The sequence below is a fragment of the Anoxybacteroides rupiense genome (assembly GCF_014196195.1).
In the GTDB taxonomy this organism is placed as follows: domain Bacteria; phylum Bacillota; class Bacilli; order Bacillales; family Anoxybacillaceae; genus Anoxybacteroides; species Anoxybacteroides rupiense.
The window spans coordinates 46,672-71,908 of the sequence record NZ_JACIDF010000001.1 but is presented as its reverse complement, the minus strand read 5'-3'; the positions used below and the strand labels follow the sequence as shown (position 1 = coordinate 71,908).

The window sequence follows — 25,237 nt, the reverse complement described above, 5'->3', positions numbered from 1 at the left end:
TTTGTCGGTGATGGGATGAAAAACAAAGAACAAATGATTCGTGAAACCGAAAAGTACGTAAAAACTGTATTGGGGCATGACTCAAGCGGTCACGATTGGTGGCATATGGAACGGGTTCGCCGCCTTGGCTGTTGGCTGGCAAAAAGAGAAGGAGCTGACGTGTTTATCGTGGAAATGGCCGCGCTGCTTCATGATCTTGCGGATGAAAAGATAGCGGGAAGTGAAGAGGCGGGAATGAAAAAGGTTAGACAATGGCTGGAACACTGCTCACTCTCGAAAAAAGAAGAAAACAGTGTCATCGAGGCGATTTCAACCGTTTCCTATAAAGGAGGAAATGGAGAAGCGCCGCGAACATTGGAAGCGATGGTTGTCCAAGATGCCGACCGGCTCGATGCGATTGGGGCGATTGGAATTGCAAGAACGTTTATGTATGCCGGCCATCGCGGGCAGCCTATGTATGATCCGGCACTGCCGGTTCGAAATGTGATGACGAAAGAAGAATATCGGCATGGCCCTAGCAGCACGATTCATCATTTTTATGAAAAACTATTGAAATTGAAAAGCTTATTGCATACCAAAAGCGCCAAAAACCTTGCGATCCGCCGCCATGAATTTATGGAGCAATTTTTACAGCAATTTTATAAAGAGTGGGATTTTCATGATAAAGGAGGGAGCGATTTTGCGGATTCGATCGATTGAACCAACCCCAAGTCCAAATACGATGAAAGTATTGCTGGATGAGGAGCTTCCATTTGGGAAGAGCTATAATTATAAAGCGGATAATATTCATACGGCTCCGCCGCTTTTGCAGCAAATTATGCAAATTGAAGGAGTAAAAGGGATTTATCATGTGGCTGATTTCTTAGCCATTGAACGAAACGCTAAGTATCATTGGAAAGAAATTTTGCAAAAGGTGCGGGAAGTGTTCGGAGAAGACGCGGAAGATGCCCAAGCTGGGTCGCGTATGCATAATGAGCATTTCGGTGAAGTAAAGGTATACGTCCAAATGCTGTACGGTCTGCCTATGCAGGTCAAGCTGACAGACGGAGAGCAGGAGCGGCGGTTTGGCTTGCCAGAACGGTTTATGGACGCTGTAAAAGAAGCGCAAAAATATGCCGAGAATGTAGTTCTTGAAAGAAAATGGTCGGAAAAAGGAGTTCGTTACGGTACGTTTGACGAAATTGGAGCTGAAGTGATCGAAGAGCTCTCCGCTGCTTATCCGCCTGAGCGTCTGGAGCGAATGGTGGAAATGTTTCGCAGCGGAGACCAAGCGAAGACACAACGGCGTACCAGCCTAAAAGTAACAGAAGAAATGCTCGATCATCCAGATTGGACCAAGCGCTATGCCGCTTTAGAGCAAATGGCGGAGCCGAGCGAAGCGGACTTGCCTGTTTTGGCAAAAGCGCTGAAGGATGAAAAAGTATCGATTCGCCGTTTAGCTGTTGCTTATTTAGGGATGATTGGCGGTAAAAAGGTGCTGCCATATTTATATGAGGCGTTAAAGGATAAAGCGGTGTCTGTTCGCCGTACGGCTGGCGACTGTTTGTCCGATATCGGCGATCCTGAGGCGATTCCGGTGATGATTGAAGCGCTAAAGGATGAAAGCAAGCTTGTCCGCTGGCGCGCCGCGATGTTTCTATACGAAACCGGCGATGAATCCGCTTTGCCAGCATTAAAAGCGGCAGAAGACGATCCGGAATTTGAAGTGAGCATGCAAATAAAAATGGCCATCGAGCGCATTGAAGGTGGCGAAGAAGCAAAAGGGTCAGTGTGGAAACAGATGACAGAAACGAGAAAACAAGAAAAGTAAAATTTTGTATTTTTGTTAATAAGTGACAATCAATCCCAAGAATGAATCAAAGCGTGATGGATGGCCCGTCACGCTTTGATTGTATAGTTTTATAAAAAAGTTACGTTTCAACGTCTGTCGTTGCGGTTGGAGCGAATTGCACAATTTCGAGCACAATCGGCGTTCCAGCCGGAATAGTATCTGTGCCCGCCGGCACGTCAATCGCAAGTGATCCCACCCCAGTACCACCAGGTGTATAGGTAGAGATTCCATCCATTTGTAAAACTCCATTCACATAAACCGTGTAATAGCTGTTGTCGGTCGCTAAAGCTGGTAGCGTTGTCACCGCGTTTCCGCTGTCATCCAAAAAGTCTGCCGCATCAATCGTAAGCGTAGCTCCTGCTGCTGTATCAGCTGCAGCGACGTAGAAAAATTTGGTGCTGGTCGGCACGGTCGTGATGGCCGTAGCAGCGCCAACAAAGAGCTTCATAAGTTGAAGAGCCATGAACATATCCCCCCTTTCCTCTTGATTTTTAATTAAGAAAGCAATAAACCAACATAGTAAGCAAGGCATAAAAAAAGAAAGCAACTGCGCGGGTCATGTTTATTGCTTAACTGTTCATGATTTATCATATGAGTGAGGACGGTAAAATGATTTAGCCAATTATCATGTATTTGAATAAAAAAGAAAAATAGATTCAGCCCATTGGCTGTGACAACATCACTTCCGCAAATGAGCAGATAAGGAGCCTATGATGATATGATGACGGTCGGATGACTGAACAACAATCGCTTCCAGACAGATAAATTTTGTCGGGAAGTGGCTGGCTGTTTTGTTCTTGGTCACGCTTTGGCATGATCGAGGCAAGCAACCGACTTGCCTCCGTCTGTAAAAAAGAGAGCGATATATTCCGTCTTCTCATTGGATCTATTAACATATCCACTGAGATGGAGTAGAGGTTCATCTTAGTTTGTATAATCTTCTTTCCTTGTTCACTTTATGTTTTTTTTCTGCATAAAAATATAAAAAGCAGGCGAATGCCTGAATCAATCCAACCAGTTTATGCGCCGTTTTTCCTTCTGTTTCTGACAGAAAGATCGATTGATCCGCTGGCATTTTTTGATTGAAGGGCCGTCTAATGATATCGATCAGAACAGACTCCCATCCATATTGGCCGGGAAATCGGTTATCCTATTCGTTCCATTGATAGGTCAAGCGTTTCAAACGCTTGCATAAAAGGCAAATAGCGCTTGATAAAGAGAAAGATTGGTTATCTATTTTTCAGTTTGGGTGGTATCTATGAGAAAAAAACAGAACGATCAGAGGCATGTGATTGCTGTTCCAAGGGTATATGACTGGGTGAATCGAACTACAACGATTCATCTCAGCGTAGATTTGCTCATCCCGCTGCAAATTTTGCAAGTCGAAACGTATCAATATAATTCGATATCCGATGGCTGCAAAACGGTTTATACAAATGATGATGAACTAAAGGAATACGGAAATCGAGGAATACTGGACCCGAAGAACGTATCCTTTATCAATTTGTTTATAAACGGGGTGCTGCAGCCGCAAAACGTGTATGAAGTACAGGAAGGAAAGTTGATTTTAAATTCTGCCGATGTTCCACTTAAAGGTACGCCGATCATTTTGCAATTTGTCACCATTAAACAAGGAGGAAGGCATCATCAAGATTGATGGAATAAAGGCTGTTTATATAAATCTAACTTCAAAAAGAGGAAACCCAGAACGGGGTCTGTAAAAACTCACGGTTGGAAGAGACCTTTACTACTCATGAACTCCATATCCATACACATGTTAACATGTCAATTTGATGAGCCGATCCCGTTTACACGCCGTTTCAAGATGTGAAAATCAAGTATCATAGTGAACTTGCTGGTGGCTAGAGACGTATTTGCTTCTATCGATACAGCAGTATTTTTCGTTGATTTTTTCGTAAGGAAATAGTATCCTTTTGACATTGAAGACATGTTTAGGAGGGATTCAAATGTCAATGGCATATGAAGAATATATGCGCCAGCTCGTTCAACCGATGCGTGATGAGCTTGTCCGTGCGGGATTTCAAGAGCTGACAACGGCTGAGGAAGTGGAGAACTTTATGGAACATGTTCAAGGAACAACCTTTGTCGTTGTCAATTCGGTTTGCGGGTGTGCGGCTGGCTTGGCGCGTCCTGCCGCAACACAAGCGATTTTACGCAGTGAGAAAAAACCGGATCATTTAGTGACGGTGTTTGCCGGTCAGGATCGTGAAGCGACAGCAAAAATGCGCGAGTATTTCGTGGGAATCGAGCCTTCTTCGCCATCGATGGCGCTGCTTAAGGGAAAAGAGGTTGTCCATTTCATCCCGCGCCATGAAATTGAAGGAAATTCAATGGAAGCGGTCATGGAAAATATTATGAGTGCATTAGAAGCGCACTGCGAATAAGGATGTCTTCAAGACATCCTTTTTTGGTGGAGGTTTGTATGATTGTTACGACTGCAGGAAGAACGAATCCAAGCATGATCGCCAAGGCAAAACAAATCGCGGATGAGCTCGATATTCTGTACGTGCCGCGTCAGAAAATGTCGGTAGAAGCCTTACAAATGCAATACGGCGATGAAGTGATGGTAGTCGGAAAAAAACGTTTAGAAATATATCCGTCTGATGGAACGTCCTCTTTCTTTTTTCATCCGAATTCGGCGATGTTTCGAGTGAAAAGGGTATTGCGCGGAGAGACGGAGCCGTTTTTGGAAGCCACTAAACTGCAACCAGGAATGTCGTTTTTAGATTGTACAGTAGGAATCGGTTCAGACAGCATCGTAGCCAGTACGGTAACAGGGGAAAACGGCATTGTTGTTGGAACAGAAGGGAACCGTTATATCGCTTATTTAGTTCAGCAAGGATTGCGCCAATGGGATTCAGGTATCGTTCAAATGAATGAGGCGATGAGGCGCATTCAAGTGTTCCACGCTGATTACCTTTCTTTTTTACGTTCCCTTCCGGATCATTCCTTTGATGTCGTTTATTTCGATCCGATGTTTGAACAATCCATTGTCGAATCGGACGGCATTCAAGGCATAAAGTCCTTTGCCCTTTATACAGAGCTGGCTGAAGAGGCCATCTTCCATGCGAAACGGGTTGCGCGGCAGCGCGTGGTGCTTAAAGACTATTGGCAGAGCACAAGGTTTCATCGTTTCGGCTTTTCGGTCTATGCGCGTAAAACGGCTAAGTTCCATTTTGCGGTGATTGAATTGGCAGAAGGAATAGAGAAAAATAAAGATGGGGACGTTCATGGACGGAGGTGACAACATGTCAAAACGAAAAAAAGATTCGTCCAAGACGGGTTTAAGCTCTCCGCATATCCAAGGGCAAGGAACGACGACTACGGAAACGGGAGCGCACGAACTTGATTCTGCTCGCAAAAAAAACAATAGCGCGATAGATAGGAAGGTTGAGCGATCGAACAACACCGCTGATAGGAACGTATTTGTCATTAACGGCGGGCTGTTCGGTCTTTTGTTTATGCTAAATCGTGGCAACAGCAAGTTGCCGACTGTCGAAATATATCCAAATAGTCATGAAAACAAAAACTCGCAGGGGAGTCTGCGAGTTTTTACGAGTCAGCAAAACAGCTATAAATGTAATAAGCAATCGTCAGCAAGCTTAGTCCGAAAAAAATCGCATTCATTTTTATCCTATCCTTTCTATTCTAGAGTGATCAAATTGTGCTACACTGGTATTGTGAAATCCTTTGTCTCGGAGTATTCCTTATATTCATAATATATATCAAAAAAATAAGAAAAAGAAAGGGGTTTTTTGGAGAATGGAAATGAAAATATCAGAGCGCATGAAAGCGTTCGGCGCTTCTGTATTTAGCGAGTTGGTTGCTTATAAAAAAGCGAAGATGGCTCAAGGATTTGATATGATTGATTTAAGTATCGGAAGTCCCGATTTGCCGCCGCCGTCCTTTGTAAGAGAAACCATCGCTTTTTATGCCAGCCAGCCTGATACATACGGTTATTCTTTAACAGGAACGAGTGAATTTTACGATGCGGTGGCTTCCTATTACCAAATGGAGCATAAGGTGCAGCTGAACCCAAATGAAGAAGTCGTTTGCTTAATGGGATCTCAGGATGGTCTTGTTCATTTGCCGATGGTGTTTGCCGATCCCGGCGATTTTATTTTAGTTCCTGATCCAGGCTATACGGCGTATGCAACAGGAATTGCGATGGCCCAAGCAGAGCCTTATTTCATGCCGCTTCGCAAAGAAAATGGCTTTCTTCCAGATCTTCGCGAGATCCCGGAGGAAGTGGCAAAACGTGCGGCGATGATGATCGTCAATTTTCCGGGGAACCCTGTTCCTGCGTTAGCCACTGAGTCTTTTTTTCAAGCGGTAATTGAATTTGCCAAACGATATAACGTGATCGTTGTTTCGGATTTCGCCTATAGCGAGCTGTATTATGAAGGACATAAGCCGATTAGTTTTCTATCTATTCCTGGAGCGAAGGATGTAGGCATTGAGATCAACTCGCTGTCGAAAAGTTATAATATGGCTGGATGCCGAATTGGATATGCCTGTGGAAATGCAGAAATTCTCAAGGTGTTTTCACAGTTTAAATCCAACCTAGACTATGGCGTGTTTTTGCCTGTTCAAAAAGCGGCTGTCGCAGCTCTGACAAAAGGAGCTTCTTTTTGTGAAGAAAGCCGAAACATTTATCAATCTCGCCGCGATTTGTTGATTGAGAGCCTTTCTTCTATTGGTTGGGACATTGAGCGGCCAAAAGCAAGCATGTTTGTTTGGGCAGAAATTCCCGATGGATGGACATCGCTAGAGTTTGTTTATGCTTTGATGGATCGAGCCCATGTTGTGGTAACGCCGGGACATGCATTCGGCCCGAATGGGGAAGGTTTTGTCCGCATCGCTCTTGTTCAAGATGAGGAGAGATTAGCCGAAGCTGTTAGCCGCATTAAGCAAAGCGGCATCTTCCATCTTCCCTCTTTTTCCTAAAATTTTGCATTTCTCTAGCTGTTTTCGTGTGCTATAGTAGAAAAAAAGAGTCTGTTGGCTTGATAGTTTCATAGCATGCAGGAAAAGGCAGGGAAATAGCTGGATGAAACGTTTGATTGGTCTCGTGGCAATGGTTGTAGCTGTTATTCCGCTGCTGTCGTTTTCGCCATATCCGAATACGCACGGTGTTTTATTAAGAGCAAGCTCTCTTGCTGGGATGGACGTTCCCTCTTATTCGCTATTGCGAAACATGGTCATTTTGCCTGATGGGCCATTCAACCAGGTAGAGGCCAAAAAAATGGTGAGCACACTGGCTCGCATTGACGGGGATTTATTACAAAAAATGGCCGATAAACAGATATATATTAAACTGTTTAATGGAAAGCTGACGGATGAGCCGTCCGCCCGATCATTGCGCGGAAAGGTGCCCCGCGGCTATATGGCGCTTTTAACATGGGATGATGTGCCAGGGATGGGCGGTTCACGTCTTGTGCTCGTTAAAATCGGGCATAGTGACAAAGGAAAAGGGCATGGTTCCATCAATTTAGAATTGCACGAGCTTGCCCATTCTGTAGATTATATTGTATTGAACGACATTCATGAAACCCCGGATTTTTTGGCGATTTGGCGCGAAGAAGCAGAGCGCCTGTTTCCCGGTCAGTACTATTTTCTTGATTATCCGGAAGAATATTTTGCGGAAGCGTTTGCTTATTACTATCATAACAATGAAACGCGCGCTCATTTGCAGAGATTGGCACCAAAAACGTATGAATTTATGCAGCAATTGACGAAAAGAACTCGAAAATGAGTTCTTTTTCATTTATGATAGAACATGAGGTGAGCACGATGCAGCAATATTTACAATTACTTGAAGATATTTTGGAAAATGGGATTGAAAAAACAGACCGAACAGGAGTGGGGACCCGATCGGTATTCGGTCGGCAGCTGCGATTTGATTTGCAACAGGGCTTCCCGCTATTAACAACGAAAAAGCTACATATTCGGTCCATTATTTATGAGCTGCTCTGGTTTTTAAGCGGCAACACCAATGTTCGCTATTTACAGGAAAATGGCGTAACGATTTGGGATGAATGGGCTGACGAAAACGGGGAATTGGGGCCTGTCTATGGAGCGCAATGGCGTTCTTGGAAAGGAGCGGACGGTAAAACGGTTGACCAGATTAGCCAAGTCATTGAACAAATTAAAACAAATCCTGATTCGCGCCGTTTGCTTGTTAGCGCATGGAATGTCGCGGAAATTGACAAAATGAAATTGCCGCCTTGCCACTATGCGTTTCAATTTTATGTGGCGGATGGAAAATTGTCTTGCATGTGGCAGCAGCGTTCTGTCGATACGTTTCTTGGCTTGCCGTTTAATATTGCCAGCTATGCCCTGCTGACGCATATGATCGCCCAACAATGCGAATTGGAAGTTGGTGAGCTCATTTTTACAGGCGGGGATGTTCATTTGTATTTGAACCATCTGGAACAAGCAAGGCTTCAATTAACAAGAGAGCCGCGACCGTTGCCAAAGCTGGTGATTAAGCGGAAGCCGGACTCTATTTTTGATTATCAGTTTGAGGATTTTGAAATTGTTGACTATCATCCGCATCCGCATATTAAAGCATCGGTTGCGATCTAAAGGAGAGAGAAGATGATTTCGCTTATTGTCGCAATGGATCACCATCGCGTGATTGGGAAGGATAATCAATTGCCTTGGCATTTGCCAGCCGATCTTGCCTATTTTAAGCGCGTTACGATGGGCCATCCCATCATTATGGGCAGAAAAACGTTTGAGTCGATTGGCCGGCCGCTGCCAGGAAGAGAAAATATTATTATAACCCGCAATCATTCTTTTCGTCCCGAAGGCTGCACGATTATTCATTCTGTAGCGGATATTCAAAAAATCGCAGCAGAGCGCGAGAATGAAGAGATTTTTATTATCGGAGGAGCTGAGTTATTCCGAGCGACGCTGCCGTTGGCTGATCGCCTTTATATCACAAAGATTGCTGGGCAATTTGCTGGGGATACCTTCTTCCCTTCGTTTGATGAGGGAGAATGGTGCCTGGTGTCAAGCCAGCAAGGCCAAAAGGACGAAAAAAACCGGTATGACTTTGCGTTTCTCGTCTATGAACGCAAGCGGCCGCACTCCGAACACGGCCGGTCTTTGACATGAAAAAATGCGCGTTCCGATTCTCCGTAAACCGTGTTTTTCAGTTTTCGTTTCTCTTTTGTCCGGCACCACAAGAAAGGGTGAAAACACATAATTGGATGGATATAGGACTTACCGCGTCCGTTTCAGTCTGCGCAAAAACGTGCTTCGCTTATTGCGAAGCACGTTTTTCTTTTGACCGATTTTGAATAGAGAGGGTGTAGAAAAGGAACGATAACAATAACTAAACGAGAATGGAGGGAGAAGTTATGAAGCATATCATTTCATTCGTGATCAAATTTGTTTTATGGAGTACGGTGTTGCTTTCGTTTTTAACCATTTTTAATACGCCGATTTCGCTTATTTTTTTTATTTCATTGGCGGCAACAGTGATTTCATATGTGCTTGGCGATTTATTGATTTTACCGCGAATGGGAAATTTCGTGGCAACGCTTGCTGATCTTGTTTTGTCATTCGGGCTGATTTGGTTTTTTTGTTATTGGTTAATCGAACGAACGGCCAATATGGCTTATGTTGCTTTTTTCGCAACGTTGGCGATTGGAGCTGCAGAAGCATTTTTTCATCTGTTTCTTGAAAACCATCTTTTCACTGACCGCACCATGCGGCAAACAAGAAATTGGTTCGATGAAGGAAGATGGGCGACCGAATTCGCAGAGGAGTATGAAGAACCGAAACAAAACGACGATTCTCAGTAAATGCCCTGTTTTTATAAATTTTTTGAAAATTCCCTTTCCTTTTTTAAAATTTGTGATATAATTTTCAAATTAAAAAAGTGATGGAAAGGACAAGGGAATATGGAACAGCAATTGAAACGAAAACGAGGAGCCGTGTATGTGGAAGATGTTTTAATCGCGCATCATACGCTAAAAGATGTTGTATACCACACCCCGCTACAAAGAAATGCATTGCTATCGGAGCGCTATGGCTGTCAAGTTTATTTAAAGCGTGAGGATTTGCAGGTTGTGCGCTCGTTTAAAATTCGCGGCGCTTATAACTGCATGAAGCATCTGACAGACGAAGAACGAAAACGGGGAATTGTTTGTGCTAGCGCAGGTAATCACGCTCAAGGAGTGGCCTATTCATGTCGCGCGTTAGGTGTGCATGGAAAAATTTATATGCCTGCGACAACACCACGCCAAAAGGTTTCACAAGTTCAATTATTCGGAAAAGATATGGTAGAGATTGTTTTAGTTGGCGACACATTTGACGATTCCTTTAACGAGGCTGTTCAATGCGCCGGGCGAGAAGAGAGAACGTTTATTCACCCGTTTGATGACGAGTATGTGATGGCTGGACAAGGAACGATCGGAGTGGAGATTCTTAATGACTGTGAGGAACCGATTGATTTTGTGTTTGCCAGCATTGGTGGCGGCGGATTGATGGCAGGTCTCGGTACATATATCAAAAGCATCTCGCCTGCCACAAAACTGATTGGCGTCGAACCAGCCGGAGCTCCATCCATGAAAGCGGCACTTGAGAAAGGGGAAGTTGTGACTTTAGAGGAAATTGATAAATTTGTGGATGGAGCAGCAGTCAAAACAGTAGGAGAAAAAACGTTTGCGTTATGCAGAGAAATGATTGACGACATCGTCGTTGTGCCAGAAGGGAAAGTGTGTACGACCATTTTAGAACTTTATAACGAAAATGCCATCGTGGTTGAACCAGCTGGAGCCTTGCCAATCGCCGCTTTGGATTTGTATCAAGAGCAGATTCGCGGAAAAACCGTTGTTTGTGTCATTAGCGGAGGAAACAATGATATTGATCGGATGCAGGAGATCAAAGAACGTTCCATGATTTATGAAGGCTTGCAGCATTATTTTATCGTTAATTTCCCACAGCGTGCCGGAGCATTGCGCGAATTTTTAGATGAAGTGCTAGGACCGACGGACGATATTACGCGGTTTGAATACACAAAGAAAAATAATAAAGAGAACGGACCTGCATTAGTGGGGATCGAACTGAAGCGGCGGGAGGATTATGCTCCTCTCATTGAGAGAATGAAAAAGAAGGGATTTCCTTATCAGGAAGTCAATAAAGATCCGAACTTATTTCATTTACTTATTTAATATATCTATTGAGAAGTCTCCCACCGCTTAACAGAGTGTAGGGGAGAGAGGGGTGTTTGGAAGCGGTCGGTATTCGGTCGGCCGACAATCGAAATCAGATGATCGCCTGCTCATTTGAGGCTAAATGTGGATACAGGTCGATATCGTTATGTGGAGCACAATGAGTCATTCGTTATTTTTCGCTAAAAAAATTATAAATCTTTCGCGCAATCTGACATACTTTTACACCGATTTCGTGTATAATAATAATAAATCGGTCAAAAAAGAGGATTGATATTTTGCTATTCAAAAGCCTGGAGTTCAAGAATGCTTATGGACAGAAGGTAAAAATTATTGAGATTCCAGTATTGGAGGAAGATAACACCTATCGCTTTATTGTTCAATCACGTTTAGAGACGCTGATAGCAAAGGTCTATTGGTCTCGGGAAGCCCGTTGTGTTTATTCGTTTAGGGATCATTTAAAAAGAGTGTTGAAATGGCCTGTCTATGAACAAATTTTCAAGACAGATATTTTAAAAAATAATGCATAAGCATCATATGAAAAAGTTGCTTTGCCAAAGCAAAGCAACTTTTTTTGCATTTATTATAGGCATTTCACTCGTTTCATTGTATAATGTTCAATGAGCCTTAACTCCAGGAAGTGAAATAATGAGCAAAATCAAAATTGTAACGGATTCGACAGTAGATGTTCCTACTGAAACATTAAATAGGTATGGAATTGAAGTGATTCCGCTCACTTTTACAATGGACAACAAAGTCTATACAGATCGTTTGGATATCACATCAGAAGAATTTATGAAAAAAATGGCCCAAGCAAACGAGCTGCCGAAAAGTTCTCAACCTTCAATAGGAAGCTTTCTGGAGCTATATAACCGTTTGGGAGAAGATGGATGTGAAATCCTTTCGATTCATATGGCTGGCGCGCTAAGTGGGACGGTGCAATCGGCAAGACAGGCAGCGGCCATGTCACAGGCAAATGTGACAGTTGTTGATTCGCAATTTATCTCGCTTGCCCTAGGATTCCAGGTCATAGAAGCAGCAAAGCAAGCGGCAGAAGGGAAGAGCTGTGCTGATATTATTCAGCATCTTGAAAAAGTCCGTTGCGGCACGCGTCTCTATATAGCTGTTGACACGTTGGACCATTTAGTGAAGGGGGGCCGAATTGGACGCGGCAAAGCGTTGCTCGGCTCATTGCTGAACATCAAGCCGATTGCGGCGCTGATGGATGGCATCTATACGCCTGTGATGAAAGCGCGGAGCTATTCACAGATCGTCAGCTATTTCACACAACGGCTGGTCGAGGATGCGACCGGCAAAACGATTCGTGCGATCGGCATTGCCCATGCTGATGCGTTGACGTTGGCGAATCGCTTAAGGCAATCTATTGTTGAGGCAACTGGCTATGAGCAGATTGACATAGTATATACGACGCCGATTGTTTCGATTCATACAGGTGCAGGTGCGATTGGTTTTATGTACTACGTTGAATAAATCATGAAACATTTGGTAAAATGAAAGAGGAAATGAAAACAGGTGGATTTAGCGATGAGAAAAACAAGTGCCATTGTGCTTATAAGCATACTTTTGTTATTCACAGCTGCATGCAGTAAAAAGATCCCTGATGCCCAAAACTGGCCGGTTGCGTCTTTTACCTTTACGGATCAGAATAATCAACCGTTTGGCTTAAAAGACTTAAAAGGGAAAGTATGGGTAGCTGATTTTATGTTTACTCGCTGTGCGGATGTATGTCCGCCAATGACGGCCAATATGGCGAAGCTGCAGCGAATGGCCAAAGAAGAGGGATTAGAGGTTGAATTTGTTTCTTTTAGTGTGGATCCGGAAAACGATCATCCGGAGCAATTAAAAGCATATATTGAGAAATTTGATGCTGACACTCGTCATTGGCATTTGCTGACGGGATACACTCAGCAAGAAATTGAAGCTTTTGCTCAAAAGAATTTTAAAACGATTGTACAAAAGCCAGCAAACCAAAGCCAGGTCATCCACGGAACCAGTTTCTATTTAGTCGATCAAAAAGGAAAAGTGGTTCAATATTATAATGGAATGAATAACGTTCCATACAAGAAAATTCTAGAGCATATTAAAATTTTGCAATCATCATAAAGAGGCAAAAATGTGGTGGCATTTTTGCCTCTTCGTGTTTTCCTTTTTCTAGGAAGGTGAAAGAAATGAAAAAATGGGGACTTCTGTTTTTGTCACTGCTTCTAAGTGGGGGATGCTCAGCCACGGAAGCGATGAAAATGGAAAATATTCCATTGCGGCAAATCGGTCTTCCGAGTCGTTTAATAATCGACCAGGATTTTATCCCCCGGGATTGGAATGTGGTGGCTTTTGGCGACTCATTAACGGAAGGAGTAGGAGATCGAGACCATCAGGGCGGCTATGTTTTTGATCTCAAAGAAAAATTATTGCATAATAAGGGAGTTCGCTCTGTTACGGTCACGAATTTAGGAAAAAGAGGCTTACGTCTTTCACAATTGCAGGATGTCATTCAGTCTCACGAACAAGAGATAAGGGAAGCCGATATGGTGTTGATCACGATCGGTGGTAACGATATTATGAAAGTTGTCCGTTCTCATTTGTTTGATTTAACCTATGATTTATTTGAGAAAAATCAGAAAAGCTTTGCTGCCAAATTAGACCGGCTCATGCAATCGCTGCGCGCGCTGAATCCACATGCTACGATTGTTCTTGTTGGGGTGTATAATCCATTCTCAAGCCCGCTTCAAGACGTTCCTGAAATCGATGAGGTGATCGATATGTGGAACCGCGGAAGCCAAGCGGTTTTAAGCAAATATGATCGAGCGATTTTTGTCGATGTGAAGGATTTATTCGATAACCGTGATGATTTGCTTTACGATGATCAATTTCATCCGAATGAATTAGGATATGAAAAAATTGCTGAACGTGTCTATGAACATTTGTTAGGGAGTATGGAACAATGAAATGGAAAATCGCTTTTTTTGGATTATTAGCAATCAATATGGTCATTGTGGTAAGTTTACTGTGTCTTATTCTTCAGCCGTCTTCAACAAAGCTTCCGACCCTAAAAGCTGTAAAGGGAGCAACATTTCTCGTTCATTCATCAAAAGAAGATGTCAATATTTTGCTGAATGACTATCTGAAAGAAAAAACAAAAAATAGTTCGCTTTCGTATCGGGTTTGGATTGATGATCGTGTATATGTAGCGAGTCAAGTCCCGCTTTTTAGCAGAAATGTGGACTTAACGGTTTCGTTTGTGCCCAAAATCGTGAAAGGCGGCAATTTAGAATTAAGGGATCCGGATTTATCGTTAGGAGAATGGCAGCTTCCGGTGAACTATACATTGTCATACTTGCAAAAGCATGCGAAACTGCCTGACGAAGTCATGATTGAGCCCGATGCTCACCGAATTTATATTGATTTAGCCAATATCCAGTTGAAAAATGGATATCGCATTACAGCAAAAGAATTTGATCTAGAGCATGACAAAATTGTGTTTGCATTAACCGTTCCAGTAAAATAACAAAAGGAGACAAGCGGTTAACAAATGTTTTTATACTGCATGGCTTGTCCGCGTCGATGAACATCTTGGTTTCATTCTCGTTTTGATTTGGCGGCATTTTGGTTTCATGGACGTTTTCAAAACCGTTTGGGACGGGAAAATGCAAGTGGTCATTTCATTTGCTTGCTCATCAAAAAATCGTCCTTTCTGAAAATGCTGTTGAGCAAAGAAAGGACGATTTTTTTTGCGCATTTTTACAGAATCCACCGAGAAAATTCCCATCTTTTAACGGAGTGGAGGCGAGAGAGGTTCAGATGAATCAAAAGGGGCTTGCGAAAGCTAACTAGCTACAGCCCCTAAATTCTTAGCCCCTTTGGATAAAAATTTTTCAACGTTCCTTTTACTTCCTTTCCCCAGCCGAGCGGGTAGCCGTCAATCGTGACCATAGTCCAGCCGCGGTCTTCGCCTGTTTCAAGCGTTTCGCCGCGCAAATATTTCATAATCGGCTCTTGGTCGCTGCTGTTTAAATCGAGCGAATGAGCGACCACTTCTTTTTTTAAGGCTAAGGCGAGCGCATGATTCGGCTCAAAGCGCTGTTTCTTTAACTCTCCTAAATGCAAGCCCGCTCGCACCACTTTTAATCCCTCAAAATTCGGGCAATCCTTTGGCAGCGCAAATAGCTGTTGTTGAAATGCATAAATAGTGCGGGTGATTTCGGTTTTTAGCACCTCTTTTGCAAATGCTTGATAGTCACGCTGCGCCGATTTGGAAAGGTTGGAAGCAGCGGTTTTGCCATTCCATTGGTTGGATCTTCCTGTTTTTTGCAGCTTAGCAACAAAATGTCCTTCTCCTTTTAAATAATGTGGCCAAAGCCGTGCTGTTTTCGCCATTTCTTTCATATGAGTATTTGTCCATTCCGGTCTTCCTGACTGAATGCCCGCTGTTTTATCAATCGGCAATAAAATCAGATCCTCATATTCTGCAAGAAGCGCTTCGATCGTTTGCTCGTTTTCTTCTGGAGAAAACGTGCATGTCGAATAAACAAGAATGCCTCCTTCTTTTAACATGCGATAGGCACAGGACAAAATGTGGCGCTGCTTGCTGGCGCATTGCGCTACATGCGCTTCGCTCCAATAACGGATGGCCTCCTCATCCTTCCGAAACATTCCTTCACCTGAACAAGGCGCATCAACTAAAATTTTATCAAAATATCCTGTGAAGCGCTCTGCCAGCTTTTCTGGCGTTTCGTTTGTGACAAGCGCATTGGTGATGCCCAATCGCTCAATATTCTCTGATAGTGCTTTGACGCGTTTTGGATGAATCTCATTCGCAAGCAAAAAGCCGGTATTGTTCATCATAGCTGCCAGTTGTGTCGTCTTCCCTCCGGGAGCAGCACAAAGATCAAGCACTCTTTCTCCTGGTTCAGGACGCAATGCTTCAGCGACAAACATGGCGCTTGGTTCTTGAATATAATAAAGGCCGGCCGCATGATACGGGTGTTTTCCCGGCTGTTCCGCAGCATCATAGTAAAAGCCGGTCGAACAAAATGGAACAGGTGATAAGGAAAACGGCATCCGCTCTAAAAAGGTGCTCCGCTCTATTTTAAGGGGGTTCAAACGAAGCCCGTTCGTTTTGTTTTCTTCATATGTATGAAAGAAGGGAAGCGCTTCTTCCTGTAAGAGTCGATTCATTTTTTCGCGAAATGGCTCCGGTAATTTCAACAAATAAAACTCCTTTCATTGGTCTTGTGCGTCTATTGTTTGAAAAAGAACGAATGCGATCATCCCGATCATCCGATCGTCGCAGGATCCGCAAAAGAGGCTGCCCGAGTGAATGGGACAGCCCTGTGAGCATTTATAGCCATTTGATTTTTGGTTCCGTTTTATTTATAATTCGCTTAATGTTGGCGCGATGGCGATAAAAAACAAAGAGAGCGAGCAAAGTAACGCCGATCCTCAGCGGAATGTCATTAGTAAAGAAAATCGTATAAATAATCGCGTAAACTCCCGCCAGCATCGAGGAGAGAGAGACATATTTTGAAAGATATAGTACAAGAAAAAAGACCATTAACAGTGTGAAAAATAAAAATGGCGAATAAAACAGCAAGACTCCCCCCGAAGTAGCAACGGCTTTTCCGCCGCGGAATCCGGCGAAAATCGGGTATGTATGTCCAAGCACTGCCAGCGCTCCGGCAATGAGCGGATGAATGTCTACATGAAACAGCACCGGTAAGCTAGCGGCGAGCGTTCCTTTTAAAATATCGCTGATCGTTACAATCAATCCTGCTTTGACACCGAGTACCCGAAACGTATTTGTGCCGCCCAAGTTTCCGCTCCCATGCTCGCGAATATCAATGCCAAACCCGACTTTTCCGACAATGAGCGCGGAGGGAATGGAACCAAGAAGGTAAGCGGCGATTAAAATCAATAGCTTTGTCACCAATCTTCATACACCCTTTACTTGTTCAAATTCATGCATGATTTTATTTTACCATGCATTAAAAAAAACGCCAGATAAGAATTTGGGATTTGTATGAAGCGGGAATGGGCTAAAGGGGTTTTTTTAAAAACCGGTCATGGATTTTTGAAAGAGCCAACCAAGCTAATATGGAGCCGATGAGACAAAACAGCATATCCCATTGTGTATCCCATATGTCACCTTGGGTGCCCAGAAAATCTTGCACTTGCTTTACCTGTTTGGCCAATTGCCCGATTATCCATTCAATGATTTCATACAATGCGGCAATCGCCAGCATCATGCTCATCACAATCAAAAATAGCCATCCGCCTCGTGTCAGCGAGGTTTTCCGTAGTAAAATTTCTCTGAGCACGATGGCAAATAACCCCTTTAAAAAATGACCGAAACGATCATAATGATTGCGTTCTAAATCGAACGTGTCTTTCACCCAATTAAACAAGGGAACGTTGGAATAAACATAATGCCCCCCGATAAACATGCTGATGGCTAAAAGTGAAATAATAGCATATGAAAGGGTGGTCAAGCGAAAGCGGCGATAGAGGAGGATCACAATAAGCAACCCTGCAACAGCAGGACTGACTTCCAGCAGCCATGTTAAATAGCTTGCAGGCTTGACCGCTGACCATATCAATGCGGCAGTCACCAAGAATAGCAAAACGAGATGTTCTTTTAGATGTTGGGATGTAGCCATATCATGCCCTCCTTGCCATCGTATCGTTGCGGCCTGCTCAGTCTAATTTGAAAATGGAACAAAGCGATTCAAAAAAGGAGCGTATTGGATTTTTTCGATCATATGAACGCGGCCAAACAACACGGTGATTCTACAGACCAATGAATGATAGGAGTCAGGCGGCACAACCGCCCTAAATCTAAACGTTAAAAGATTGCGTTAATAGTATGAGAAAAAAGAAAGCCGCTTATGCAGCAAGAAGCGGCTTGTTTGTTTATCGTTTTTGCTGTCTATAAAACAGGCGTGAAATGATGATGCCAATGCTGCCAAGTCCGATGAACAGGTATAGAGCGCATCAATAAAGAAACAATCGGCAGATCGATAAATACCAATTTCAGCAATGTTAAAAAAATCAATCCGATTCCTAATAAACGCATCGCTTTTTTGTCGCGAATCGTTCCAAAAACGACACTTCCAGCGGCGAAAGCAGCCCAGCTGAATGACAACAATATTGATTCTTTAAGTAATATAGCTGCGCAGTCTGAGCGAAAAGAGTGATGTGTTGTCACAAGCTAGGGCATATGGAACGAATAGAAAAAACAAAAGGACATGCCCGGCGGCCAATGCCCTTTTGTTTTCTTTTTATGTAAGATGTTAGGCTTTTTGTTCAAACAGTTTCGCAATTTCGATAATGACTTGCGTTGCTTTGACCATATTATCGACAGAAATATACTCATAACGGCCATGGAAGTTTTCTCCGCCTGTAAAAATGTTTGGCGTAGGCAAGCCCATGTAAGAGAGCTGAGAACCGTCAGTGCCGCCGCGGATCGGCGAAACTTTTGGCTCAATGCCGAGGTTTTCCATCGCTTCATATGCAATGTCGACAATTTCTTTCACTGGTTCAATTTTTTCTCTCATATTGTAATACTGATCGTTTATTTCCCATTCGACACGCTCTTTACCATATTTTTCTTGAAACTGTGCAGCTAGTTCCGTTATTTTTGTTTTTCGTGCTTCGAATGCGTTTCGGTCGAAATCGCGGATAATATAGGAAAGAGTGGTTTTTTCGACATCTCCCTGAAAGGATAACAGATGATAAAATCCTTCATAGCCTTCAGTGTGCTCCGGCGCTTCATGAGCTGGCAGCTGGCTATGGAATTCCATGGCCAGTTTGATGGAGTTGACCATTTTGCCTTTAGCCGTACCAGGATGCACGTTTTTTCCTTTAAAGATAATTTTCGCTTGTGCGGCATTAAAGCTTTCATATTCTAGTTCGCCAAGCGGTCCTCCGTCCACTGTATAAGCGTATTTCGCCCGAAAAGCGTCCACATCGAATTTATGCGGACCTCTGCCGATTTCCTCATCCGGTGTAAAAGCGACGCGAATTTCGCCGTGTTTCACTTCTGGATGCTGAATAAGATACGCCATCGCTGTCATAATTTCAGCAATGCCCGCTTTATTGTCGGCTCCTAGCAAGGTCGTTCCATCGGTTGTGATCAAGGTATGTCCTTTGTAGCCAGCGAGCTCAGGAAAATCGGCGGGCGAAAGAACAATAGAAAGCTGGTGATTTAAGATGATATCGCCTCCGTCATAGCTTTCAATCAGTTGCGGATAAACATTTTCCCCCGTAAACTCGGTCGCCGTATCTAAATGTGCCAAAAATCCGATCGTCGGCACTTCTTTCTCTGTATTGGCCGGCAGTGTGGCCATCACATAGCCATTTTGATCAACCGTCACCTCTGTCATGCCGATCGCTTTTAACTCTTCTGCCAGCATATTGGCTAGCTCGAGCTGACCTGGAGTTGAAGGGCACGTGTCGCTGTTTGGATCAGATTGGGTATTCACCTTCACATATCTAGTCAAGCGCTCAATGATTTCTTGTTTCATATCGTCCATCTCCTTATGATTTGCTATCTTTTTCCGATGTTATTTTATCATAAAACGCTTATTTCAAGAAAAAATGGAATCCTGATTTAGACCATTGATCATCGGATACAAGCTTTCTGATGCGAATGAGTGACAAGAGCTCTGAACAGGGGGTGTTTCTGCAGCCGAGTAGATGAATTTACGAATGAATGATGTTATCTCGGCGGTTGATCGTGGAAAATGTATAAAAGCCTGAACGTTAAGAAGCGAAGCTTTATGCATAGACAATATTCAGCAAAACATGTATAGTATAAATGGAATAAATAAAATTTAGATTGATTCATCTTCGGGGCAGGGCGAAATTCCCGACCGGCGGTGATGAAGCGAATAAGCTTCTAAGCCCGCGAGCCGCAAGGCAGGATCCGGTGCAATTCCGGAGCCGACAGTTATAGTCTGGATGGGAGAAGATGAAGGTTTGCCGGCGTTCGGCGGTTGCGCTTGAACGTCTCTTTGCGCATGCCTGCTATTCTCCCTTAAGCGTTTAGGCTTAAGGGGTTTTTATGGTCAGTCGGCAGCCTTCTTCTTGTGAGGATGAGTCACGAGAAGGAGAGGAGAATCACCATGAAAAACATGAACGTATCCGCTTTTGCGGCGATTGGATTGTTTAGCGCCATCGCTTATCTATTGATGCTGCTCAATTTCCCGCTTCCGTCATTTCCTCCTTTTTTGCTTGTTGATTTTAGCGATGTTCCAGCATTAGTCGCTGCTCTAATGTATGGACCGATTGCTGGGATGCTCGTCGAATTATTTAAAAATGTGCTCAACTATTTCCTTGTCGGCAGCGCGACTGGCGTTCCAGTCGGTCATTTTGCGAATTTTATGGCTGGAATAACGTTTATTTTACCGACCTATTATATTTATCGTAAAGCAGCATCAAAACAGGGAATGGTCATCGGTTTGGTGGCTGGCACCATCGTGATGGCAACGGCGATGAGCGTATTGAACTATTATATCTTTCTGCCGGCCTATACCATTTTTCTCGGTTCGCCGGCAATGAGCGCCCCGGAAGCGAAAGCGCTCATTGTTTCCGCGATTTTTCCATTTAATGCCTTAAAAGGCGTGTTTATAACCGTTGTCTTTATGCTTCTTTTTCTCCGGCTTCGTCCATGGCTGCATAAACGAGCGGCAAGCCGCATCTGAGCCGCAAAAAGGCTGCGTTTACGAACGTAGCCTTTTTGTTAAAGCTTCGACAGCGTTGAATCGGAAAACCGCTCCTCTTGAAATGGGTTCGCTGTCATTGAATAACCTCTCACTTCCCAATAGCCAGGCTCATCTGTTTTCATAAAACGGATGCCGGTCGCCCATTTCGCCCCTTTCCATAAATAAAAAGAAGCAGGGGGAATGAACCTCAGCGGATAGCCGTGCTTTGGCGAGATCTCTTGCCAATCGTGATGAGGGTCCTTCCATCGGTACACAAAAAGCGCGTCATCTCCCATGAGAGCATGAAGAGGCAAATTGGCTGAATAGCCGAAGGGATCGCCGTTTAAATATCCATAAACTTTGACATAAGCGACGTCTGGATTCAGCTCGACGAAACGCAAAAATTCGCGAAAAGCAATGCCCTCAAATGTCGTGTCAAACTTGGACCATGTTGTGACGCAATGCATATCAATGGTTGAGATCGTTTTTGGCAATTCCATAACTTGCTGATAAGAAAGAGAAACCTCTTCTTTCACCTCGCCGAATAATGTGAATTTCCATGTAGCCTCATGAAACTCGTATACATCGCCTTCGTGAAGAATCGGCCATTTCTCCGTTGCAAATTGCCCTGGAGGCAGTTGTTTTGTCAATGTTCTGCACCCTTTCTTCCAACATGATATGATTTACCATCATACGGAGATTTGTGAGAAAATGCAATACAAACCGGAAGGAAATTGGCAAATGATGTAGAATATTCTGGAAAGCAGAAGGCGATGAAAAAGGAGGGTTCCTATGAATGGAGATTTGACGCCGCATATCTAGTGCTCGCTCCTTTCGTTTGCTTCTACGCTTATGGTTTCGGGAATATTAGTGCTTCTCATTGTTAGTATATGGATGCAAAACCGGACATTGAAAGGCATGAAAAGAAAGTTAGAGAGCTTCAAGTAAGGACAAGGAGTAAGAGAATAATGGAACATGTTCAGATTGTGCGTGATATCGCAAATGCGAATTGGACAAAGATGAGAGAAATCTATGAATCTGTTGGCTGGGTTAAGCATACAGGGCCAATCATTCAACGAGTTTTTCAAGCGAGTCATATAGTAGCGCTTGCTTTTTGCTCCGGCCGTCTGGTTGGATTTGGCCGCGCTCTGTCAGACGGCGTATTCAATGCGGCGATTTATGATGTCGTCGTTCACCGCGATTATCAAGGTAAAGGTATTGGAAAAGCGATCATGAAAGATCTGCTCGAACAGCTTGACGCCATTTCATGCATTCATCTTATTTCGACGATAGGAAACGAACCGTTTTATATTCAATCAGGATTTCGTAAAGCAAAGACGGCGTTCGCTCGTTATCGCAGCGCGAATTTGGCACAGATCTATTTAGAAGGAGGGGATGGGAGTGAACATTCGGCAGGCAAAGGTGGATGATGCCGAACGATTAACAGCGTTGATTTTGCAAGTAGAGCGCGAATCAGCCTATTTGTTGTTTGAAGCGGGGGAACGGCCGCTTACGGTTAAAGAGCAGCGCCGCCAGCTTGAGGCGATCGAGCATGAAGAAAATGCCGCGATTTTTTTGGCGGAGACAGAAGAAGGGGAGCTCATCGGTTATTTAGTGGCAAGAGGCGGACGTGCTAAGCGCAATCGTCATACTGTATATATCGTTGTCGGTTTGCATGCTTCCTATCGGGGAAAAGGAATTGGCACGATGCTATTTACAGAATTGGAGCGCTGGACGAGGACAAAAGGGATCCATCGTTTGGAGCTGACAGTTGTGACAGACAATGTCCCCGCGATTTCTCTCTATAAAAAAATGGGATTTGTTCAGGAGGGAATCAAACGCCATTCGCTGAAAATCGACGGGCAATATGTCGATGAATATTATATGGAGAAGCTTCTGTAGGTGAACACTCCCTTTTCACGTAACCAAAACGCAAGCAGGGATTCAGAAAACGGAGAGGGCTTATCTTGATTTTGATGATGTCATTTTAACGCTCCGTTACTACCGCATACATAAACAAGACAGAGCAGCTAGCGATCAATAAGTACTTGGTGAGTTAAGGGGCATTGGGGAGGCTAATTTTCTTTTTTTACTGTAGCACTAATCGAGATTCTATTACGTTTTTTATTCTTGGAAAATTTGAGTAGCATCGGACATAGCGTGTTAGGCGAAACGTTGGATCTTATGTGAATCGTAATGATTTCTTATGGAGATTCGAATGGAACGTTTGCGATTGTGACATAGGAGCTTGTTTATGAGGTGGTATGAATCGAAATATCTTGTTTATTTTCCCGTATATATGCTTAAATGGTAATGGATGCAATAGCGACCTATTTCCATTTACAAGGGGGGAACAAGGCAGTGAGCTGGATGATTCAGTATATTCTCGCCTTTTTTGTGTTTGTTTTTTCCACTCTTGCTTCTTGGTACGAAGGAAGCGAAATAAGGTCTAACCCATGGGAGTGGAAGTATTCTGCTTTTTTTTCACAGATGCTCCATGGTTCCATCACCAATAGCAGCGATATTTCACAGCTCGATCATTTTATTTATGCTGCTAAATTCAAGCCTGCTTTTCCTTTGCTTATGGCATTGAGCATTATTTATATAGTGATGCTAACAGGGTATTGGCTATGCCGGAGAAGCAACAAAAGATTTCGCTTGTTTTATGCCGGCAGTCTGCTATTTTGGATACTGGGGGCGATGGTAGCCGATTCCCCGACGATCGGTGGGCATTATTTTACAATGCTTTTTATGACTGCGGGTGCCGGAAGTGCAGCAATGGCTCTTTTGTCTGTGCTTCGGGCAAAGTGTTGGCGAGGTGAGGAGCTAAAATAATGGATACCGTGATGAAAAACGAACGTGATATCATCCAAAGGATTCAGAAGGACGAGTGGATGATGGAAACATTGCAAGCCGTACAGTCGCTGAATTTGCCCGATTGGTGGGTGTGTGCCGGATTTGTCCGTGCGAAAATTTGGGATGTGCTGCATGGATTTCAAGAAAGAACGCCGCTTCCAGATATCGATGTCATTTATTTTGACCGCAAGCATACGGAGAAAGCGGCAGAAAAGAAGCTGGAACAGAAGCTGTACCATCTCCTCCCCGATCGTCCATGGTCGGTGAAAAATCAGGCGCGAATGCATGCAATAAATGGCGGATCTCCTTATTTATCTTCCGTCGATGCCATGTCCAAATTTCCGGAAACTGCCACTGCTCTAGGGGTAAGGCTTGATGAAAAAGGCGTTGTTGTCTTGGCGGCACCTTGGGGAGTCGAAGATGTTTGTCAGCTTCTTGTCAAGCCAACTCCATATTTTTGTGAAACGAAAAAACGGGCTCAAATGTATGAAGAACGAGTGCGGAGGAAGAAGTGGACAAGCATTTGGCACAAGCTAACAATCGTGACGCTAAAAAATGCTTAAAAACGCGAGACAATGATTTTTCTATTGCAGCATAGGGAAGGAGACAAAATCATGGAAATTCGTTATCGGTTAACGGAAGAAGATTATGTGCAGTTTAATTTGTTTCATATCAAGCATTCGAAAGCAGCCCGGAGAACGTTGGCGATTCAGCGAGTTATCCCTCCCGTTCTTTTTCTTTTGGTTGCCTGGGTATTTGCTGAAATCGGACATGCTTCCTTTTTAGGATTGCTGATTACATTTTCGATTGTGGCGGTTTTATGGGTGATTTTTTATCCGAGTTACTTTGATCGAGCCATTATTCGCAGCGCAAAGAGAATGATGAAAGATGGAAATAATGAAGGGTTATTAGGAGAGCATCATCTTGTGATGACAGAAGAAGGAATCGTTGACTCGACTTCTTATGGAGAAACAAAAGTAAGCTGGGGAGGCATAAAGGCTTTCAAGGAAGACCGGCACAGCTTTTATCTCTATAATAGTGCTGTCAGCGCTTATATTATTCCAAAGCGAGAGCTGAAAAACATAGAGGAGATTCGATCATATCTTCACACAAAGCTTAAGCATATTGAATCAGAAAATAAGTGATCAATGATCGGTGGGCATATCCCAGCGGCAAGCGAATGGCTTGCCGACTATTCAACGATTTTATATCAGTGACTCCATCATTTCCATAACCTTACTAAAAAGTCCCAAAGAACGAACGGCACCTCAAACGTAGAAATCATGACTCATCATTCGAAGTGCCGTTCGAAACAGGGCCGTTTTCATTTTAAAATGTCGGCAAGTTATCGAGATTGTTGCTTGGATCTCCATCGGCATTGCTACGCAGATGCCAGTCGCCGTCCTTCCCTCTAAATGTATTTACACCCTCGATCTCGCCGTTTTGTGCCATCACTTGTGCCTGTTTGTAATCGACAATCCGTCCAGAAGATAGCTTGAGCTCAACAATATCGCCATCGCCATTTTTTCGGACTGCTACCACTTTTTCACTCATCACTTTCACCCCCTCTATCATTTTAGTATGGGGGATTTGTCAGCCATTTTATGCACATACAGCCTCAATAG

30 protein-coding genes, 1 pseudogene and 1 riboswitch are annotated in these 25,237 nt (G+C 43.6%); of the genes and pseudogenes, 23 read left to right on the top strand and 8 right to left on the bottom strand.

Annotated features, from left to right (window positions below):
- Positions 1-15: 15 nt before the first annotated feature.
- Both GGQ95_RS00355 and GGQ95_RS00350 read left to right on the top strand, forming a co-directional pair.
- Complete coding sequence (locus GGQ95_RS00355; protein WP_183186198.1) at positions 16-699, top strand: HD domain-containing protein; 684 nt, start codon at positions 16-18, stop codon at positions 697-699.
- Positions 680-1,810 (top strand): conserved virulence factor C family protein, encoded by a 1,131-nt coding sequence (locus tag GGQ95_RS00350; RefSeq protein WP_183186197.1) that lies wholly within the window; start codon positions 680-682, stop codon positions 1,808-1,810. Before GGQ95_RS00355 ends, GGQ95_RS00350 begins: the two co-directional genes overlap by 20 nt.
- Before the next feature lie 100 nt (positions 1,811-1,910).
- Here GGQ95_RS00350 and GGQ95_RS00345 read toward each other — a convergent pair whose 3' ends face one another.
- Positions 1,911-2,294: a DUF4183 domain-containing protein gene (locus tag GGQ95_RS00345; RefSeq protein WP_044743469.1), complete on the bottom strand. Its 384-nt coding sequence runs from the start codon at positions 2,292-2,294 to the stop codon at positions 1,911-1,913.
- Between the two features lie 795 nt (positions 2,295-3,089).
- Between GGQ95_RS00345 and GGQ95_RS00340 the strand changes: the two genes are divergently transcribed.
- From GGQ95_RS00340 to GGQ95_RS00270, 15 genes and pseudogenes are all read left to right on the top strand, one after another.
- A complete protein-coding gene (locus GGQ95_RS00340; protein WP_183186196.1) occupies positions 3,090-3,488 on the top strand; it encodes a DUF4183 domain-containing protein in 399 nt (132 codons plus the stop codon).
- Between the two features lie 310 nt (positions 3,489-3,798).
- On the top strand, positions 3,799-4,236 hold the full coding sequence (locus tag GGQ95_RS00335) for a BrxA/BrxB family bacilliredoxin (RefSeq protein ID WP_066149226.1): 438 nt from the start codon (positions 3,799-3,801) through the stop codon (positions 4,234-4,236).
- 38 nt (positions 4,237-4,274) lie between these two features.
- The gene (locus tag GGQ95_RS00330; protein WP_183186195.1) at positions 4,275-5,096 is read left to right on the top strand and encodes a class I SAM-dependent methyltransferase; all 822 of its coding nucleotides are present in this window, start codon (positions 4,275-4,277) and stop codon (positions 5,094-5,096) included.
- Between the two features lie 4 nt (positions 5,097-5,100).
- Positions 5,101-5,217 (top strand): annotated as a pseudogene (locus GGQ95_RS18195) (YuzL family protein); the annotation flags it as partial.
- Between the two features lie 397 nt (positions 5,218-5,614).
- Positions 5,615-6,799: an LL-diaminopimelate aminotransferase gene (locus tag GGQ95_RS00320; protein ID WP_183186194.1), complete on the top strand. Its 1,185-nt coding sequence runs from the start codon at positions 5,615-5,617 to the stop codon at positions 6,797-6,799.
- A gap of 103 nt (positions 6,800-6,902) precedes the next feature.
- Positions 6,903-7,607, top strand: coding sequence for an anthrax toxin lethal factor-related metalloendopeptidase (locus tag GGQ95_RS00315; protein WP_159719732.1), 705 nt, complete (start codon positions 6,903-6,905; stop codon positions 7,605-7,607).
- A gap of 38 nt (positions 7,608-7,645) precedes the next feature.
- A complete protein-coding gene (thyA, locus tag GGQ95_RS00310; protein WP_066149234.1) occupies positions 7,646-8,440 on the top strand; it encodes a thymidylate synthase in 795 nt (264 codons plus the stop codon).
- A 12-nt stretch (positions 8,441-8,452) separates the two neighbouring features.
- The gene (locus tag GGQ95_RS00305) at positions 8,453-8,974 is read left to right on the top strand and encodes a dihydrofolate reductase (RefSeq protein ID WP_159719733.1); all 522 of its coding nucleotides are present in this window, start codon (positions 8,453-8,455) and stop codon (positions 8,972-8,974) included.
- A gap of 245 nt (positions 8,975-9,219) precedes the next feature.
- Positions 9,220-9,666 (top strand): YndM family protein, encoded by a 447-nt coding sequence (locus tag GGQ95_RS00300; protein ID WP_044743478.1) that lies wholly within the window; start codon positions 9,220-9,222, stop codon positions 9,664-9,666.
- A gap of 99 nt (positions 9,667-9,765) precedes the next feature.
- Positions 9,766-11,037, top strand: a complete 1,272-nt coding sequence (ilvA, locus tag GGQ95_RS00295; RefSeq protein WP_066149241.1) for a threonine ammonia-lyase IlvA — start codon at positions 9,766-9,768, stop codon at positions 11,035-11,037.
- A gap of 278 nt (positions 11,038-11,315) precedes the next feature.
- Positions 11,316-11,567, top strand: a complete 252-nt coding sequence (locus tag GGQ95_RS00290) for a YpmP family protein (protein ID WP_066149243.1) — start codon at positions 11,316-11,318, stop codon at positions 11,565-11,567.
- A 118-nt stretch (positions 11,568-11,685) separates the two neighbouring features.
- Complete coding sequence (gene fakB, locus GGQ95_RS00285) at positions 11,686-12,528, top strand: DegV family protein (RefSeq protein ID WP_183186193.1); 843 nt, start codon at positions 11,686-11,688, stop codon at positions 12,526-12,528.
- A gap of 54 nt (positions 12,529-12,582) precedes the next feature.
- The gene (locus GGQ95_RS00280; protein ID WP_066149247.1) at positions 12,583-13,161 is read left to right on the top strand and encodes an SCO family protein; all 579 of its coding nucleotides are present in this window, start codon (positions 12,583-12,585) and stop codon (positions 13,159-13,161) included.
- Positions 13,162-13,226: 65 nt separating this feature from the next.
- Positions 13,227-14,003 carry an SGNH/GDSL hydrolase family protein gene (locus GGQ95_RS00275; protein WP_183186192.1) on the top strand — a complete coding sequence of 259 codons (777 nt, stop codon included), beginning with the start codon at positions 13,227-13,229 and terminating at the stop codon, positions 14,001-14,003.
- Positions 14,000-14,563, top strand: a complete 564-nt coding sequence (locus tag GGQ95_RS00270) for a YpmS family protein (protein ID WP_066149252.1) — start codon at positions 14,000-14,002, stop codon at positions 14,561-14,563. The genes GGQ95_RS00275 and GGQ95_RS00270 overlap by 4 nt, the downstream gene beginning before the upstream one ends.
- Before the next feature lie 335 nt (positions 14,564-14,898).
- Here the strand turns inward: GGQ95_RS00270 and GGQ95_RS00265 are convergent, their stop codons facing one another.
- The 5 genes from GGQ95_RS00265 to pepT form a co-directional block, all read right to left on the bottom strand.
- Complete coding sequence (locus tag GGQ95_RS00265) at positions 14,899-16,233, bottom strand: RsmF rRNA methyltransferase first C-terminal domain-containing protein (RefSeq protein WP_244963559.1); 1,335 nt, start codon at positions 16,231-16,233, stop codon at positions 14,899-14,901.
- Positions 16,234-16,396: 163 nt separating this feature from the next.
- On the bottom strand, positions 16,397-16,981 hold the full coding sequence (gene plsY, locus GGQ95_RS00260) for a glycerol-3-phosphate 1-O-acyltransferase PlsY (protein WP_183186336.1): 585 nt from the start codon (positions 16,979-16,981) through the stop codon (positions 16,397-16,399).
- A 109-nt stretch (positions 16,982-17,090) separates the two neighbouring features.
- Positions 17,091-17,711: a DUF2238 domain-containing protein gene (locus GGQ95_RS00255; RefSeq protein ID WP_183186190.1), complete on the bottom strand. Its 621-nt coding sequence runs from the start codon at positions 17,709-17,711 to the stop codon at positions 17,091-17,093.
- A 269-nt stretch (positions 17,712-17,980) separates the two neighbouring features.
- A complete protein-coding gene (locus tag GGQ95_RS00250) occupies positions 17,981-18,196 on the bottom strand; it encodes a hypothetical protein (RefSeq protein ID WP_183186189.1) in 216 nt (71 codons plus the stop codon).
- A gap of 148 nt (positions 18,197-18,344) precedes the next feature.
- A complete protein-coding gene (gene pepT, locus GGQ95_RS00245) occupies positions 18,345-19,577 on the bottom strand; it encodes a peptidase T (RefSeq protein ID WP_066149257.1) in 1,233 nt (410 codons plus the stop codon).
- Positions 19,578-19,894: 317 nt separating this feature from the next.
- A riboswitch (FMN riboswitch) is annotated at positions 19,895-20,029 on the top strand.
- 148 nt (positions 20,030-20,177) lie between these two features.
- Here pepT and GGQ95_RS00240 point away from each other — a divergent pair.
- Positions 20,178-20,756 carry an ECF transporter S component gene (locus GGQ95_RS00240; protein ID WP_080861923.1) on the top strand — a complete coding sequence of 193 codons (579 nt, stop codon included), beginning with the start codon at positions 20,178-20,180 and terminating at the stop codon, positions 20,754-20,756.
- A 38-nt stretch (positions 20,757-20,794) separates the two neighbouring features.
- Here the strand turns inward: GGQ95_RS00240 and GGQ95_RS00235 are convergent, their stop codons facing one another.
- The gene (locus GGQ95_RS00235; protein WP_066149261.1) at positions 20,795-21,406 is read right to left on the bottom strand and encodes a molybdopterin-dependent oxidoreductase; all 612 of its coding nucleotides are present in this window, start codon (positions 21,404-21,406) and stop codon (positions 20,795-20,797) included.
- Positions 21,407-21,724: 318 nt separating this feature from the next.
- Here GGQ95_RS00235 and GGQ95_RS00230 point away from each other — a divergent pair, with 318 nt between their 5' ends.
- From GGQ95_RS00230 to GGQ95_RS00210, 5 genes are all read left to right on the top strand, one after another.
- The gene (locus GGQ95_RS00230) at positions 21,725-22,186 is read left to right on the top strand and encodes a GNAT family N-acetyltransferase (protein WP_236631827.1); all 462 of its coding nucleotides are present in this window, start codon (positions 21,725-21,727) and stop codon (positions 22,184-22,186) included.
- On the top strand, positions 22,158-22,658 hold the full coding sequence (locus tag GGQ95_RS00225; protein ID WP_183186188.1) for a GNAT family N-acetyltransferase: 501 nt from the start codon (positions 22,158-22,160) through the stop codon (positions 22,656-22,658). Before GGQ95_RS00230 ends, GGQ95_RS00225 begins: the two co-directional genes overlap by 29 nt.
- A 468-nt stretch (positions 22,659-23,126) precedes the next feature.
- Positions 23,127-23,591 carry a YjdJ family protein gene (locus GGQ95_RS00220; RefSeq protein ID WP_244963555.1) on the top strand — a complete coding sequence of 155 codons (465 nt, stop codon included), beginning with the start codon at positions 23,127-23,129 and terminating at the stop codon, positions 23,589-23,591.
- Positions 23,591-24,175 (top strand): nucleotidyltransferase family protein, encoded by a 585-nt coding sequence (locus tag GGQ95_RS00215; protein ID WP_244963546.1) that lies wholly within the window; start codon positions 23,591-23,593, stop codon positions 24,173-24,175. The genes GGQ95_RS00220 and GGQ95_RS00215 overlap by 1 nt, the downstream gene beginning before the upstream one ends.
- A 51-nt stretch (positions 24,176-24,226) precedes the next feature.
- Positions 24,227-24,757 carry a YcxB family protein gene (locus tag GGQ95_RS00210; RefSeq protein WP_080861929.1) on the top strand — a complete coding sequence of 177 codons (531 nt, stop codon included), beginning with the start codon at positions 24,227-24,229 and terminating at the stop codon, positions 24,755-24,757.
- 184 nt (positions 24,758-24,941) lie between these two features.
- On the opposite strand, the gene GGQ95_RS00205 is transcribed toward GGQ95_RS00210, so the two are convergent.
- Positions 24,942-25,166 (bottom strand): DUF3892 domain-containing protein, encoded by a 225-nt coding sequence (locus GGQ95_RS00205; RefSeq protein WP_183186186.1) that lies wholly within the window; start codon positions 25,164-25,166, stop codon positions 24,942-24,944.
- Positions 25,167-25,237: the final 71 nt, after the last annotated feature.

Excerpts from the sequence above, each read along its gene's own strand:
- GGQ95_RS00230 (WP_236631827.1), top strand. The coding sequence starts at position 21,725 with ATGGAACATGTTCAGATTGTGCGTGATATCGCAAATGCGAATTGGACA.
- GGQ95_RS00240 (WP_080861923.1), top strand. The coding sequence starts at position 20,178 with ATGAAAAACATGAACGTATCCGCTTTTGCGGCGATTGGATTGTTTAGC.
- GGQ95_RS00305 (WP_159719733.1), top strand. The coding sequence starts at position 8,453 with ATGATTTCGCTTATTGTCGCAATGGATCACCATCGCGTGATTGGGAAG.
- ilvA (WP_066149241.1), top strand. The coding sequence starts at position 9,766 with ATGGAACAGCAATTGAAACGAAAACGAGGAGCCGTGTATGTGGAAGAT.
- fakB (WP_183186193.1), top strand. The coding sequence starts at position 11,686 with ATGAGCAAAATCAAAATTGTAACGGATTCGACAGTAGATGTTCCTACT.
- GGQ95_RS00330 (WP_183186195.1), top strand. The coding sequence starts at position 4,275 with ATGATTGTTACGACTGCAGGAAGAACGAATCCAAGCATGATCGCCAAG.
- GGQ95_RS00315 (WP_159719732.1), top strand. The coding sequence starts at position 6,903 with ATGAAACGTTTGATTGGTCTCGTGGCAATGGTTGTAGCTGTTATTCCG.
- thyA (WP_066149234.1), top strand. The coding sequence starts at position 7,646 with ATGCAGCAATATTTACAATTACTTGAAGATATTTTGGAAAATGGGATT.
- GGQ95_RS00215 (WP_244963546.1), top strand. The coding sequence starts at position 23,591 with ATGGATACCGTGATGAAAAACGAACGTGATATCATCCAAAGGATTCAG.
- GGQ95_RS00205 (WP_183186186.1), bottom strand. The coding sequence starts at position 25,166 with ATGAGTGAAAAAGTGGTAGCAGTCCGAAAAAATGGCGATGGCGATATT.
- GGQ95_RS00335 (WP_066149226.1), top strand. The coding sequence starts at position 3,799 with ATGTCAATGGCATATGAAGAATATATGCGCCAGCTCGTTCAACCGATG.
- pepT (WP_066149257.1), bottom strand. The coding sequence starts at position 19,577 with ATGAAACAAGAAATCATTGAGCGCTTGACTAGATATGTGAAGGTGAAT.
- GGQ95_RS00270 (WP_066149252.1), top strand. The coding sequence starts at position 14,000 with ATGAAATGGAAAATCGCTTTTTTTGGATTATTAGCAATCAATATGGTC.
- GGQ95_RS00320 (WP_183186194.1), top strand. The coding sequence starts at position 5,615 with ATGGAAATGAAAATATCAGAGCGCATGAAAGCGTTCGGCGCTTCTGTA.
- GGQ95_RS00280 (WP_066149247.1), top strand. The coding sequence starts at position 12,583 with ATGAGAAAAACAAGTGCCATTGTGCTTATAAGCATACTTTTGTTATTC.
- GGQ95_RS00265 (WP_244963559.1), bottom strand. The coding sequence starts at position 16,233 with ATGAATCGACTCTTACAGGAAGAAGCGCTTCCCTTCTTTCATACATAT.
- GGQ95_RS00210 (WP_080861929.1), top strand. The coding sequence starts at position 24,227 with ATGGAAATTCGTTATCGGTTAACGGAAGAAGATTATGTGCAGTTTAAT.
- GGQ95_RS00300 (WP_044743478.1), top strand. The coding sequence starts at position 9,220 with ATGAAGCATATCATTTCATTCGTGATCAAATTTGTTTTATGGAGTACG.
- GGQ95_RS00220 (WP_244963555.1), top strand. The coding sequence starts at position 23,127 with ATGATTCAGTATATTCTCGCCTTTTTTGTGTTTGTTTTTTCCACTCTT.
- GGQ95_RS00345 (WP_044743469.1), bottom strand. The coding sequence starts at position 2,294 with ATGGCTCTTCAACTTATGAAGCTCTTTGTTGGCGCTGCTACGGCCATC.
- GGQ95_RS00275 (WP_183186192.1), top strand. The coding sequence starts at position 13,227 with ATGAAAAAATGGGGACTTCTGTTTTTGTCACTGCTTCTAAGTGGGGGA.
- GGQ95_RS00255 (WP_183186190.1), bottom strand. The coding sequence starts at position 17,711 with ATGGCTACATCCCAACATCTAAAAGAACATCTCGTTTTGCTATTCTTG.
- GGQ95_RS00340 (WP_183186196.1), top strand. The coding sequence starts at position 3,090 with ATGAGAAAAAAACAGAACGATCAGAGGCATGTGATTGCTGTTCCAAGG.
- GGQ95_RS00355 (WP_183186198.1), top strand. The coding sequence starts at position 16 with ATGAAAAACAAAGAACAAATGATTCGTGAAACCGAAAAGTACGTAAAA.